The sequence below is a fragment of the Rhodobacter sp. NTK016B genome (assembly GCF_017303295.1).
Classification (GTDB): domain Bacteria; phylum Pseudomonadota; class Alphaproteobacteria; order Rhodobacterales; family Rhodobacteraceae; genus Pararhodobacter.
In genome coordinates this window covers 203,213-216,019 of sequence record NZ_JAFKOK010000011.1, presented here as the reverse complement: position 1 = coordinate 216,019, position 12,807 = coordinate 203,213, and the positions used below count along the sequence as shown (strand labels likewise).

At 64.9% G+C, this 12,807-nt stretch carries 11 protein-coding genes; 7 read left to right on the top strand and 4 right to left on the bottom strand.

What is annotated here, in order from left to right; translation table 11 throughout:
- The first annotated feature begins 176 nt into the window (after positions 1-176).
- The gene (locus JI664_RS15860) at positions 177-1,121 is read left to right on the top strand and encodes a formylglycine-generating enzyme family protein (protein WP_207014733.1); all 945 of its coding nucleotides are present in this window, start codon (positions 177-179) and stop codon (positions 1,119-1,121) included.
- Positions 1,122-1,378: 257 nt separating this feature from the next.
- On the opposite strand, the gene serA is transcribed toward JI664_RS15860, so the two are convergent.
- Positions 1,379-2,986 (bottom strand): phosphoglycerate dehydrogenase, encoded by a 1,608-nt coding sequence (gene serA, locus JI664_RS15855; RefSeq protein WP_207014732.1) that lies wholly within the window; start codon positions 2,984-2,986, stop codon positions 1,379-1,381.
- Positions 2,987-3,088: 102 nt separating this feature from the next.
- A complete protein-coding gene (locus tag JI664_RS15850) occupies positions 3,089-4,246 on the bottom strand; it encodes a phosphoserine transaminase (protein WP_207014731.1) in 1,158 nt (385 codons plus the stop codon).
- Between the two features lie 155 nt (positions 4,247-4,401).
- On the opposite strand from JI664_RS15850, the gene serB reads away from it, so the two are divergent.
- Both serB and JI664_RS15840 read left to right on the top strand, forming a co-directional pair.
- The gene (gene serB / locus JI664_RS15845; RefSeq protein WP_207014730.1) at positions 4,402-5,280 is read left to right on the top strand and encodes a phosphoserine phosphatase SerB; all 879 of its coding nucleotides are present in this window, start codon (positions 4,402-4,404) and stop codon (positions 5,278-5,280) included.
- 157 nt (positions 5,281-5,437) lie between these two features.
- Positions 5,438-6,973, top strand: coding sequence for a helicase HerA-like domain-containing protein (locus JI664_RS15840; protein WP_207014729.1), 1,536 nt, complete (start codon positions 5,438-5,440; stop codon positions 6,971-6,973).
- A gap of 20 nt (positions 6,974-6,993) precedes the next feature.
- Here the strand turns inward: JI664_RS15840 and JI664_RS15835 are convergent, their stop codons facing one another.
- Complete coding sequence (locus JI664_RS15835; RefSeq protein WP_207014728.1) at positions 6,994-7,911, bottom strand: LysR family transcriptional regulator; 918 nt, start codon at positions 7,909-7,911, stop codon at positions 6,994-6,996.
- A gap of 100 nt (positions 7,912-8,011) precedes the next feature.
- Here JI664_RS15835 and styA point away from each other — a divergent pair, with 100 nt between their 5' ends.
- From styA to JI664_RS15815, 4 genes are all read left to right on the top strand, one after another.
- Positions 8,012-9,250 (top strand): styrene monooxygenase subunit StyA, encoded by a 1,239-nt coding sequence (gene styA / locus JI664_RS15830; RefSeq protein WP_207014727.1) that lies wholly within the window; start codon positions 8,012-8,014, stop codon positions 9,248-9,250.
- A gap of 12 nt (positions 9,251-9,262) precedes the next feature.
- Positions 9,263-9,574: an EthD family reductase gene (locus tag JI664_RS15825; protein WP_207014726.1), complete on the top strand. Its 312-nt coding sequence runs from the start codon at positions 9,263-9,265 to the stop codon at positions 9,572-9,574.
- Complete coding sequence (locus tag JI664_RS15820; RefSeq protein ID WP_207014725.1) at positions 9,561-10,031, top strand: flavin reductase family protein; 471 nt, start codon at positions 9,561-9,563, stop codon at positions 10,029-10,031. The genes JI664_RS15825 and JI664_RS15820 overlap by 14 nt, the downstream gene beginning before the upstream one ends.
- A 102-nt stretch (positions 10,032-10,133) precedes the next feature.
- Positions 10,134-11,090 (top strand): helix-turn-helix domain-containing protein, encoded by a 957-nt coding sequence (locus JI664_RS15815; RefSeq protein ID WP_207014724.1) that lies wholly within the window; start codon positions 10,134-10,136, stop codon positions 11,088-11,090.
- A 58-nt stretch (positions 11,091-11,148) separates the two neighbouring features.
- Here JI664_RS15815 and JI664_RS15810 read toward each other — a convergent pair whose 3' ends face one another.
- Positions 11,149-12,804: a GMC family oxidoreductase gene (locus tag JI664_RS15810; RefSeq protein ID WP_207014723.1), complete on the bottom strand. Its 1,656-nt coding sequence runs from the start codon at positions 12,802-12,804 to the stop codon at positions 11,149-11,151.
- Positions 12,805-12,807 lie beyond the last annotated feature (3 nt).

The following is a 12,807-nucleotide window of genomic DNA, read 5'->3' as shown; positions in this document are numbered from 1 at the left end:
AGTTCGGACAGAACACAACCTCCCACGTCGCGCAGTCCGGCGGACAAACAGGCCTAACCGTACAGTTCGGGTGGTAAATCCCCTCCCCATCCGAACCTGAGCGCGGGCGGTCCGATCGGGCCGCCCGTTGCCTTTCGCGCCGCCAGCGTGCATCCCTGTGCCAAAAGGAGGACAGGATGGATGCCAAGAGCTGCTGCGCCCCGTCGGGCTCGGGCAACACCACCGCCGCGCCCGCGCTGGCGCGCCGGGCCTCGGACGACCTGCGCGCCCTCGTAGCGGCCAGCCTGATCCCGGTAAAAGGCGGCTTCTTCGACATGGGCGCCGCGATCGGTCGCTATCCCGACGACCTCGACAGCCCACCGCGCCGCGTCTTCGTCTCACCCTTCGCATTGGGACGCACCAGCGTCACCAACCGGCTCTTCGCCGCCTTCGCCGCAGAGTCGGGCTATCGCAGCGTGGCCGAGACCGAGGGCTGGTCCTTCGTCTTCCACCTGTTCCTCGACGATCCGCTGGGCTGGGTCGAACACCCGCCGCAGACACCGTGGTGGCGCGCCGTGGCGGGCGCAAGCTGGGCCGCGCCTGACGGGCCGGGATCGGACTGGCGCGACCGGCCCGACCATCCGGCGGTGCATCTGAGCTGGTTCGACGCGCAGGCGCTGGCCGAGTTCACCGGCACCCGCCTGCCGACCGAAGCCGAATGGGAATTCGCCGCACGCGGCGGGCTGAAGGGCAAGCGCTTTCCCTGGGGCAACGATCTGGTGCCCGCCTCGGGCCATCGCCACAACACCTGGCAGGGCGACTTTCCCAATACCAATACTGCCGACGACGGGTTCATCGGCCCCTGCCCCGCCGACCACTTTCCGCCCAACGCCTACGGGTTTCACAACATGACCGGCAATGTCTGGGAATGGACGGCGACCAAGTTCGGTCCACTGCCACAGGCACAGGGCAAACTCCCGCCGCGCGACCCACAGGGGCCCGAAGACGGGCCGGGCTACGTGATCCGCGGCGGCTCGTATCTGTGCCATGTCAGCTATTGCGAACGCTATCAGGTGCATTCGCGCACCCATAACACGCCCGACAGCTCGACGGGCCATTGCGGCGTCCGGCTGGCCCGCTAAGGGGTCGCCAACATATCAAGCCCGAAGCTGATCGCGGGTGGCACGCTGCCCTTTCACTTTGCTGAAAATACTCACGGTACCCACCCCGCCAAAAGCAAGCCCACCAAGGCAAGAGCCCCCGCCCGGGCCGCGATACCGCGCGCCGGTCCGGGCTTGGCAGTCGCTTGTAGGGTGCGTGCTTGCACGCACCGCGCGTAGCGAAAAGGCCCCGCGCGAGCGGGGCCTTTCGCAAAGAACATTGTCTGAAGGACGGGCGGTCAGGCGACCTCGAACTTCAGCGGACGAACCTGTTGGAACATCCCCGTGCCTTCCAGCGTGTCGACGACTTTCTGGTCGAGCGCCTGATCGAGATACAACAGCGCGATCGCGTCCTCGCCGACGCCCGAGCGGCCCAGCGTGAAGTTGGCGATGTTGACGCCGCTCTTGCCCATCGTAGCGCCCAGAAGGCCGATGATGCCCGGAACGTCTTCGTTGGTGGTGTAGAGCATGTGCTCGCCGATCTCGGCGTCGATATTGATGCCCTTGATCTGGATGAAGCGCGGCTTGCCGTCCGAGAAGACAGTGCCCGCGAGCGAACGCTCACGCTTGTCGGTCACCACGGTGATCTTGATATAGCCGTCGAAGGCGCCCGCTTTTTCCTGCGTGGTGGTCGACAGCTTGATCCCGCGTTCCTTGGCGACGATCGGCGCCGAGACGAGGTTCACATCCGGGTTCGCCGATTTCAGGATCCCGGCAATCACCGCGCAATCGAGCGCTTTCAGGTTCATGCCCGACGGCGCGCCGTCATAGAGCACGTTGATCGCGCGCACCGGCTCTTCGGTCATCTGGCCTGCGAAATTGCCCAGATGGCCCGCCAGCTTGATCCACGGCCCCATCACGGCGGCTTCCTCGGCGGTGACCGACGGCATGTTCAGCGCATTGGTCACGGCACCAGTCAGCAGATAGTCGGACATCTGCTCGGCAACCTGAAGGGCGACGTTTTCCTGCGCCTCGGTGGTCGAGGCGCCCAAGTGGGGCGTACAGACCACGTTGGGCATGTTGAAAAGCGGGCTCTCGGTCGCGGGTTCGACCGCGAAGACGTCAAGCGCGGCGCCGGCGACATGCCCCGAGGTCAGCGCCTCGGCCAGCGCTTCCTCATCGACCAGACCGCCGCGGGCGCAGTTGATGATGCGCACGCCCTTCTTGGTCTTGGCGATGTTCTCGCGCGACAGGATGTTGCGGGTCTTGTCGGTCATCGGCACGTGAAGCGTGATGAAATCGGCCCGCGCCAGCAGCTCGTCCAGCTCGACCTTGGTCACGCCGAGTTGCGTCGCGCGTTCGTCCGACAGGAACGGATCGTAAGCCACGACTTTCATCTTCAGGCCCACCGCACGGTCGCAGACGATCCCGCCGATATTGCCCGCGCCGATCACGCCGAGCGTCTTGTTGTACAGCTCGACACCCATGAATTTCGACTTTTCCCACTTGCCGGCATGGGTCGAGGCATTGGCTTCCGGGATCTGGCGCGCGACTGCGAACATCATCGCGATAGCGTGTTCGGCGGTGGTGATCGAGTTGCCGAAGGGCGTGTTCATCACGATGATGCCCTTCTTCGAGGCTTCGGGGATGTCGACATTGTCGACCCCGATGCCCGCGCGGCCGATGACCTTGAGATTGGTCGCGGCGGCGATGATCTTCTCGGTCACCTTGGTGTTCGAGCGGATAGCGAGGCCATCATACTGGCCGATCACTTCGAGCAGCTTGTCCTTGTCCTTGCCGAGGTTGGGCTCGAAATCGACATCAATGCCGCGGTCGCGGAAGATCTGGACGGCGGTTTCGGACAGTTTGTCGGAAACGAGGACACGGGGTTTCGTCTGGGCAGCCATGGTCTGGGCTCCTGAAATATCGGGGGAAGGCGCGTGCAGTCACGCCGCCTGTAATCGGGGAGAAGGCTGTAGGGTGCATGATTTCACGCACCGCTACTTGTCTCAGGCGGCTTGCGCCAGCGCGGCGATCTCGGCTTCAAAAGCCCATTCCAGCCACGGCATCAGCGCCTCGACATCGGCGGTTTCCACCGTCGAGCCGCACCAGATCCGCAGACCGGCGGGCGCATCGCGATACGCGCCGATATCCAGCGCCACGCCTTCTTTCTCCAGCCGCTTGGCCACGGCCTTGGCGAAGGCGGCACCATCGGTGATGCGCGCATCGGTGAATTTCAGGCAGACCGAAGTGGTCGATGCCAGCGCCATGTCCTCGGCCAGATTGGCCAGCCAGTCCTTCTGCGCGCAGAAATCCCAAACGACCTTGGCATTCGCCTCGGCCCGCGCGATCAGCGCCTTGCGGCCGCCCAGCGACTGCGCCCATTTCAGCGCAACAAGGTAATCCTCGACCGCCAGCATCGAGGGCGTGTTGATCGTCTCGCCCTTGAAGATGCCTTCGTTCAGCTTGCCGCCCTTGGTCATGCGGAAGATCTTCGGCAGCGGCCAGGCGGGGGTATAGCTTTCCAGCCGCTCGACGGCGCGCGGGGACAGGATCAGCACGCCATGCGCACCCTCGCCGCCCAGCACCTTCTGCCAGCTGAAGGTCACCACATCGAGCTTGTCGAAGGGCAGTTCCATCGCAAACGCAGCCGAGGTCGCGTCGCAGATCGTCAGGCCAGCGCGGTCGGCGGGGATCGCATCGCCATTGGCAACCCGCACGCCCGAGGTCGTGCCGTTCCAGGTGAAGACCACGTCCTTGTCGAAATCGACCGTCGCGAAATCGACGATCTGGCCGTAGGGGGCCTTCTTGACCTCGGCATCGAGCTTGAGCTGCTTGACCACATCAGTGACCCAGCCTTCGCCGAAGCTTTCCCACGCGAGCATCTCGACCGGGCGGGCGCCCAGCATCGACCACATCGCCATCTCGACGGCGCCCGTATCCGAGCCCGGCACGATGCCGATGCGATAATCGGCGGGCACGCCCAGAACCTCGCGGGTCAGGTCGATGGCCTCGGCCAGCTTGGACTTGCCGATAGCGGCGCGGTGCGACCGACCGAGCGGCGCGTCAGCGAGCATGTCCAGCGAAAATTGGGGGATCTTGGCGCAGGGGCCAGAAGAAAAACGCGGATTGGCCGGCCGCGTGGCCGGGGTCGCAGGTGCAGACATAGTACCCTTCCAGATAGATGCCTCTCGTTGGGGAGAGGTGTCCCGCCGACGGACATAGGCCCGCGCCGTGACTGGCACAAGCTGGAAAATTGGCCTAATGCGGCTGAAATACCCGCGAAAGCGACCCTTCAGGTTCACCATCGGAAACCCGCGCCATGTTCACCGTCACGCTTCTCACCAATCCCGCCAACCCGGTTCTGGAAAGCCCGCTGGTCGAGACCCTGCGCAATGCCTGGGGCGGCGGCACGGCGCGCTGGCTGGACCGGGGAATCGCCGCCGAGTTCGAGATCGGCGCGATGCCCGCAAACCGCTGGGAAAGCTGGGAAAGCCTGCAAGAGCTGGGGATCGATCTGTGCGTGCAGCCGAGTGCGGGGCGGCGCAAGGCGATGCTGCTGGCGGATATGGATTCGACCATGATCCAGCAGGAATGCATCGACGAGCTGGCCGATATGGCGGGCGTCGGCGCGCATGTCGCGGGCATCACCGCGCGGGCGATGAATGGCGAGCTGGACTTCGAAGCCGCGCTGAAGGAACGGGTGGGGCTGCTGAAGGATCTGCCGGTCTCGGTAATCGATCAGGTGCTGGCCGAGCGAATCACCTACATGCCCGGCGGCAAGACCCTGATTGCCACGATGAAGGCGCATGGCGGCCACGCGGCGCTGGTCTCGGGCGGGTTCACCGCTTTCACCGCCAAGGTCGCAGCCGAGCTGGGCTTTGACGAAAACCGCGCCAACACGCTGCTGGAACGCGACGGGAAGCTGACGGGCGCGGTGGGCGAGCCGATCCTCGGCAAACAGGCCAAGGTCGACGCGCTCAACCAGATCACCGCACGGCTGGGCATCACCCCGGCCGAGGTCATCGCGGTGGGCGACGGCGCCAACGATCTGGGCATGCTGGGGCTCGCAGGATCCGGCGTTGCGCTGCATGCCAAGCCTTCGGTCGCGGCGCAATGCGAGCTGCGCGTGAACCACGGCGATCTGACCGCGCTGTTGTATTTGCAGGGTTACGCGGCCGAGGATTTCGCGGCAGTCTGAGCCTTCGGCCCGACCGGTTTTTCGGCGGCGAGCGCGGGCAAGCGGGGGTTTCACACCCCCGCACCCCCGTGGAGTATTTGAGACAAAGTGAAAGGGGCGCGCGCTCGCGCCCGGTGTCGAAACTGGGGCATGGAGACTGGGGCATGGAGACTGAGGCATGACGGACAGCGTTTTCATCGGCGGCGGCGGCGAGGGTTACGGGGTGCCGCAGGATCTGCTGTTGAAATACGGCAACCGGCACGGGCTGATCGCCGGAGCCACCGGCACCGGCAAGACGATCACCATGCAGATCATGGCCGAGGAATTCAGCCGCGCGGGTGTGCCTGTGGTGCTGACCGATATCAAGGGCGATGTGAGCGGCATGGCCGTGGCCGGTACCCCGCGCGAGGCGTTCCAGAGCCGCGCCGACACGATCGGGCTGGGTCCGATGGTGCACGAGGCGATGCCGGTCACGTTCTGGGACCTGTTCGGCCAGCACGGCCATCCGGTGCGCACGACGATTTCGGATATGGGGCCCCTTTTGCTGAGCCGGATCCTTGAACTGACCGAGGCGCAGGAGGGCGTGATCAACGTGGCCTTCCGGCTGTCGGATGAAGAGGGCTGGCCGATCCTCGATCTGGACGATCTGCGCGCGATGCTGCAATTCCTGTCCGAGAACCAGCGCGAGATGTCGGCGCGCTATGGCAATGTGACCAGCGCCTCAATCGGGGCGATTCAGCGGCGGCTACTGGTGCTGGAAAACCAAGGCGCCGCGCAGTTCTTCGGCGAGCCCGCTTTGGAGATCGCCGATCTGATGCGGGTTCATGCGGGACGCGGGCAGGTCAATATCCTGCATGCCGCGACGCTGATGCAGACGCCCCGGCTTTACGCGACCTTCATGCTGTGGCTCTTGTCCGAACTGTTCGAGGAACTGCCCGAAGTGGGCGATCCGGACCGTCCGAAGCTGGTCTTTTTCTTTGACGAAGCGCATCTGCTGTTCGACCGCGCCCCGCGCGCGCTGGTCGAGAAGGTCGAACAGGTGGCGCGGCTGATCCGCTCGAAAGGGGTGGGGGTCTATTTCGTCACGCAAAATCCCGACGATGTGCCCGAGGACATTCTCGGCCAGCTGGGCAACCGCGTGCAGCACGCGCTGAGGGCCTTTACCGCGCGCGATCAGCAGGCACTCAGGCGCGCAGCCCAGACCTACCGCGCGAATCCGCGTTTCGAGACCGAAACGGCGATCCGCGAGGTCGGCGTGGGTGAGGCGGTGACCTCGTTCCTTGAGGCCAAGGGCGTGCCCGGCATGGTCGAGCGCACGCTGATCCGACCGCCCTCGTCGATGATGGGCCCCTGCCCCGAGGCGGATCGCCGCGCGGTAATCGCTGCCTCGCCGCTGGGGCGGAAATACGAGACGCCCATCGACCGCGATTCGGCGCATGAGATGCTGGCACGGCGGGCCGAAACGGCCGCCCGGCAGGCGGGTGCAAAGGAAGAGCGCGACGAAGGTTTCACCCGCGCGCGGCGTTATTCTCCCGGCTCATCACGGGCGCGCCGTGTCGAGGCGACGGAGAAACCCCGCACAAGCCGCTCAAGCAGCCGGCGCGGGGACAGCGTGACCGAGGCCTTCACCAAGTCCATGGCCCGTTCGATCGGCACGCGCGCGGGCAGCGCAATCGTGCGCGGCGTGCTGGGGAGTTTGTTCCGCGGACGGTGACCGTAACCATGCGCGGCGCCCTAACGCCGCAGCCCGTCTGACATGACCTCGCTCAGCCGGGCCCGGTTTTCGAGCAAGTGGTCGATGAAGCGGCGGGCACGGTGGGAGGGCCCGGTATCCTGCGGGTAGATTATGTTGACCGGCATGCTTGGCACCGTGTGCTCGGTCAGAAGCTGTTCAAGCGCACCCGAGCGGATCGGGCCGGTGGCCAGCCAGCCGGGCAGGATGGCGACGCCCATACTGGCCCGCGCCATCTCGAGCATGGCATCGGCGTCGTCGAGGCGGATTTCCGCATCGATCCGGATCGCGTGGCGACCGGATTCCCCTTCGAAAATCCATTGCGAGGTCTCGCCGAAGCCTGCGTAGCTGATGCAGACATGATCCCTGAGGTCGCCCGGCGTCTCGGGCGCGGGCCGCGTTCGCAGGTATTCCGGACTGGCGACAGCAAAGCGCGGCAGGCGGCACACGGTCCTTGCCCGCAACGCGCTATCCGCCAGTTCGCCAATCCGCAGCGCCAGTTCGACGCCTTCCTCCAACAGGTTCACCGGGCGGTCGGATAACCGGATGTCCAGATCGACCTGCGGGTTGAGGCGCTTGTACTCGGCAAAGAACGGCATCAGCACATTGCGACCGGCCGATGACGGCACGCTGATGGTCAGGGTGCCGGTTGCCTCGGGCGTCCTGTTGCGCGCCATCGCACGGGCATCGTCATAGGTTTCCAGCAATACCCGGACCTTTTCGTGGATGCGCCAAGCCTCGGGGGTCGGATGAAGCCGCCTTGTGCTGCGCAGGAACAGCCGCGTTCCGAAATCCGCCTCGAGCTTGGCGATCCGCTTGGAAATCGTCGGCTGCGTCGTCCCCAGACGGATGGCGGCGGCCGAGAAGCTGCCGCTGTCAAGCACATGCGAAAACGCGAGAAGGCAGTCGATCCGGTCCATTCGGTCATTCCAGTCGGGAATAAGAAATATCCGAAATATGCTATTTTCGATTACCTGTCCGATCAATAGCCTCGGTCCTGAGGAGAAATGGGAGGACACCATGCACAATGTCGGCATCGTCGGCGCAGGGATCGCCGGGCTTCATCTGGCGCTGTATCTGCAGAAACAGGGCATCGACGCAGTGCTCTATACCGACCGCGAGCCCGGGGCGTATCGTGACGCCCGGTTGCTGAACACGGTCGCGCATCATTCGACCACGCTGGCGCGCGAAACGGCGCTCGGGGTCAATCACTGGACCGATCCGGACCAGCATTACTATTACCACGACCACTGGCTGAACGTGCCCGAGCCCGGCCCGCTCAACTTCGCGGGGTCGTTCGAGAAGCCCTCGCGCGCGCTCGATTACCGGATTTATCTGCCGCGCCTCATGGAGGATTTCGTGGAACGCGGCGGCAAGATCGAGTTCCGGCGGATCGAGGAAAAGGACATCCAGCCGCTTGTGGACCGGCATGACCTGCTGGCCGTGGCGGTCGGCAAGGGCCCGATGGGCGCGATGTTCGAGCACGATCCCGAGGAAACGCCCTTCAAGGCGCCGCAACGCCAGCTCTGCGTCGGGCTTTATTCGGGCGTGTCGAATACCGATCCGATGAATGTCACGATGTCGATCACCCCCGGCGTCGGCGAGCTGATCTGCATTCCGACCATCACCTTCGACGGGATGGGGCACGCGCTGCTGATGGAGAACCTGCCAGACGGGCCGATGACGCATCTGGCGCGCGAAAGCTACGACGCGGATCCCAAAGCCTTCCTGCAGGCGGTTCTGGACGATCTGGAGCAGTATCACCCCGGGATCTACAACCGCATCGAAGCGTCCCGCTTCGATCTGTGCCAGTCGCAGGACATTCTGCAGGGGGGCGTCGTGCCGACGGTCCGCAAACCGGCGGTGAAGTTCGACAACGGGAAATACGCGCTTGCGATCGGTGATGTGCATTGCACCGTCGATCCGGTGAATGGACAGGGCGCCAATATCTCGTCCTATTCCGCCTTCGTGGTGGGCGAGGAAATCGCTCGTGCCCCTGTGCTGGATGGCCGGTTTATCGAGCGGGTGGAAAACCGCCGCCGTGACCGTGTGCTGGGGGCCGCGCGCTGGACCAACCTGATGATGCAGCCGCCGTCGCAGGAATTTCAGATGCTGCTGGGCGCCATGAGCCAGAACCGCGCGCTCTGCGACGAATTCACCCAGAATTTCAACGCGCCCGAAGACCAATGGGAGCATCTGAGCTCGCCCCAGAGAATCCGGCACTGGATCGGTGCCAAGACCCCAATGGCGGCCGAGTAAGGAGGAAAAACCATGTATTGCCTGACGGTTATCTATCCGCAGCCCGACGACGCCGAGGCTTTCAAGCGTTATTACGCGGAACGCCATCTGCCTCTGGCGGGCAGCCTGCCGGGCCTGCGCCGCATGCATCACGCCTTTCCCGAAGCGATAGGTCCGGGTGACGTGTTCTGCATCTTTCAGGCCTATTTCGACGACGCGCGGGCGTTCGAGGCCGCGATGAACTCGGAAATCGGTCACGAGGTCGCCGGCGACGTGCCGAACTATTCGCCCAAGGGCGCGCAGGTCTTCCATTTTCCGCTGGAGCCCGGCTATGAAGACACCTGATCCGACCGAGTTTCGTCACGCCCTGTCGCGCTTCACAACCGGGGTGACGGTTCTGACCGCCGCCGAAGCCGACGGCACCGTCGCAGGCATGACCGCGAACAGCTTCACCTCTGTCAGCCTTGCGCCGCCGACGATCCTTGTGTCGGTCATGCAGGGACGGACCCTGAAAGCGATCGAGGCCGCCGGGATGTTCGTGGTCAACGTGCTGGGCGCGGGGGCCGAGCGGATCTCGGGCCATTTCGCCGGCAAGCCGGTGCCGGGATGGACGCCCGACTTCGCCGCGTTCGGGAACTATGTCGGGCTGGACGGCGCGCTCGCCAATTTCGCCTGCCGGGTGCAGCGGCGCGTCGAGGTCAACGATCATGTCCTGCTGATCGCCGAAGTCGAGCATTGCCATGCCTGCGAGGCCGATCCGCTGGTCTTCTATGGCAGCCGTTACCGGCGGCTGGCCGCGTGACCGTGGCACCGGTCGGGTCCGGGTTCGGATCCGACCGGCTGCGCGTGACGTGATTGCACCTGTCCCCTCTGATCGCTAGCCTGTTGCGTGGAGGAGGCTTGCATGTCTCGACAAGAGGTTATGTCCGATCCGCGCGGCTTCAGCGCCGCCGCCCCGGTCGCGATCGAGAGCGCGCGCGACCGGCTGGTCGAGGTGTGCGGCAATTTCGAAATCGCGCCGCATGTCAAAAGCGACCACATCACCGGCGCCATCGATGCGCGCAGGTTCGGGCCGTTCAACGCAGCGTTCGTGGCAACACGGGTGCGCTCGATCTGGCGTGACCAGCGGATGATCCGCCGTGATCCCGCGCGTAACCTGTTCCTTATCTATCAGGAAAGCGGGCGCAGCGTGATCCGGCAGGGCGAGACCGAAAGCCTGATGCAGCCCGGCTCGTTCCATCTGGTGGATTCCGCCTTTCCCTCGCAATTCCAGTATTTTGACGAGGTCACGCGAAAGATTTCGGTGCATCTGCCGCGCGAGGAAACAGTGCGCCGTCTGGGGCAGGCCTGCATCGGCGGCGTGCCGATCGACCGCGCCGATCCGCTCAACGTGGCGCTCGAGGCCGTGTTGCTGAAGCTGCTCGGCGCCGGGGCCGATACCGCCGGACGGCTGTCGGATACGCTGGTAGAACTGCTCGGAACCTATCTGAGATGCCGCGAGACGCAGACGCCCAGCGCCGAGGCCGAAGAGATGGCGCGCCTGCGGCAGGCCCGCGAGCTGATCGCGCTGAATGCGCGCGACGCCGATTACGGGCTCGAGGATCTGTGCACCGATCTGGGCCTGTCCCGCCGGTCCGTGCAGCGGCTCTTTTCCAAGGTCGGGGAAACCCCCTCTGCAGCCTTTCAGGAGGTGCGTCTCGCCCTTGCCCATCGGCAGCTATCGGCGGACCCGAAGCGCACCGTCGCAGAGGTGGCCTTCGCGTCGGGATTCAACGACCTGTCGCATTTCCACCGCAGCTTCCGCGCGCGCTATGGCGCGGCACCGGGGGCCCTGCGCAAGACAGCCGGAAGCACAGACTAGAACACCGCCCGCCCAAGGGGCGAGCGGTGCCGGGAGGCCCACGTCGGACGCTGGTGCGTCAGTTGTGGGAGGCCTTGATCAGATCGGCGGCTTTCTCGGCGACCATGATGACGGGCGCATTGGTATTGCCCGCCATGACCTTGGGAAAGACCGAGGCATCGACGACGCGCAGGCCCTCGATCCCGCGGACCCGAAGCTCGGGGTCGAGCACGGCCATCTCGCCGGTGCCCATCGCGCAGGTTCCGTTCTGGTGGTGATAGGACATCACCGCCGAGCGGGCATAATCGGCCAGATCTTCGTCGCTCTGAACCTCGTCACCCGGATAGATCTCGCGCCCCTTCCATTCGGCAAGCGCGGGCTGCGCTGCGATCTCGCGCATCTGGCGGATGGATTTCACCAGAATGTCGACGTCATGGTCGTCCGACAGGACCTTGGGATCGATGTGCAGCGGATCGTCGATGGACGGCCCCGACAGCCGGATTTCACCATGAGACGCGGGCTGCACGCCCGAGGCGTTCAACGTGAACGCATTGCCGGTCGGCTGCTCCATCTCGGGCGTGTAATAGGGCACGTGGAAGAACAGCGGCTGCATGTCGGGGCCCGGCAGCGCATCATCCGAGCGGATGAAGACATGCGCGTGCAGCACGGTAATCGCCATATCGCTCGGCGCCGGGATTTCCTGCGCGCCTTCATAGATGACCGGGCACAGCGTGTGATCGTTCAAGTTCTTGCCCACGCCGGGAAGGTCCTGACGCACCTCGATCCCCAGCTCTTCAAGATGCTCCCGGGGGCCGATGCCGGACATCATGAGAATACGCGGGCTTTCGATCGCACCGCCCGAGACGATCACTTCGCGGCCAGCGGAAACGCTGTGTGTCTCGTTATCCTGAAGATAGGTCACGCCGGTGGCCCGGTCGCCGTCGAATTCGATATTGAGCACGCGCGCATTGGTGATCAGCGTCAGGTTCTCGCGCTCAAGCGCCGGACGAAGGAACGCCACGGCAGTCGATGCGCGCCGACCGTTCTGCGTGTTGAGATCGACATAGGCGACGCCGTCCTGCCGGGCGCCGTTGGTGTCTTCGTTGAGCGGATAGCCCGCTTCCTGCGCGGCCTCGACCATGGCGCGCGTCAGCGGGTGCGGCTCGAAATCGGCGGTGACGTGAAGCGGCCCGCCCGCGCCGTGGTAGTCATCCGCGCCGCGCGAAAAGTCTTCGGATTTCTTGAAATAGGGCAGGACGGATGCGTAATCCCAGCCCTCGCATCCGAAGTCGTGCGCCCAGGCGTCGTAATCGGACGCGTTGCCCCGCACATAAATCATCCCGTTGAGCGACGAAGAGCCCCCCAGCGTCTTCCCGCGCGGCCAGAACAGCTGCCGGCTGGCGGCGTGTTCCTGCGGGACCGTCTGATATCCCCAGTCAAAGGGCGTTCCCCAAAGCTCGATCAGCCGCATCGGGGTCGAGATCATCTCGGAATTGTCTGGACCGCCCGCCTCGATCAGAAGCACGCGCGCGCCGTCTTCGCTCAGGCGATTGGCCAGCACGCAGCCTGCCGACCCCGCGCCGCAGATCACGTAGTCGTAGCTCTGCTCCTGCGCGTCGGCCGGATTCACGCTGGCCCCCAGCAGTCCGCCGCCAAGGCTTAGAACGCCCGACGCGACCGCTGTGCGACCGATGAAGGATCGGCGGGTGAGATTGGTGGTTTTGCTATCGGTCATGGT

Bases quoted from the DNA above. Each gene is read 5' to 3' on its own strand.
- JI664_RS15815 (WP_207014724.1), top strand. From the start codon at position 10,134: ATGTCTCGACAAGAGGTTATGTCCGATCCGCGCGGCTTCAGCGCCGCC.
- JI664_RS15840 (WP_207014729.1), top strand. From the start codon at position 5,438: ATGACGGACAGCGTTTTCATCGGCGGCGGCGGCGAGGGTTACGGGGTG.
- styA (WP_207014727.1), top strand. From the start codon at position 8,012: ATGCACAATGTCGGCATCGTCGGCGCAGGGATCGCCGGGCTTCATCTG.
- serA (WP_207014732.1), bottom strand. From the start codon at position 2,986: ATGGCTGCCCAGACGAAACCCCGTGTCCTCGTTTCCGACAAACTGTCC.
- JI664_RS15810 (WP_207014723.1), bottom strand. From the start codon at position 12,804: ATGACCGATAGCAAAACCACCAATCTCACCCGCCGATCCTTCATCGGT.
- serB (WP_207014730.1), top strand. From the start codon at position 4,402: ATGTTCACCGTCACGCTTCTCACCAATCCCGCCAACCCGGTTCTGGAA.
- JI664_RS15835 (WP_207014728.1), bottom strand. From the start codon at position 7,911: ATGGACCGGATCGACTGCCTTCTCGCGTTTTCGCATGTGCTTGACAGC.
- JI664_RS15820 (WP_207014725.1), top strand. From the start codon at position 9,561: ATGAAGACACCTGATCCGACCGAGTTTCGTCACGCCCTGTCGCGCTTC.
- JI664_RS15825 (WP_207014726.1), top strand. From the start codon at position 9,263: ATGTATTGCCTGACGGTTATCTATCCGCAGCCCGACGACGCCGAGGCT.
- JI664_RS15860 (WP_207014733.1), top strand. From the start codon at position 177: ATGGATGCCAAGAGCTGCTGCGCCCCGTCGGGCTCGGGCAACACCACC.
- JI664_RS15850 (WP_207014731.1), bottom strand. From the start codon at position 4,246: ATGTCTGCACCTGCGACCCCGGCCACGCGGCCGGCCAATCCGCGTTTT.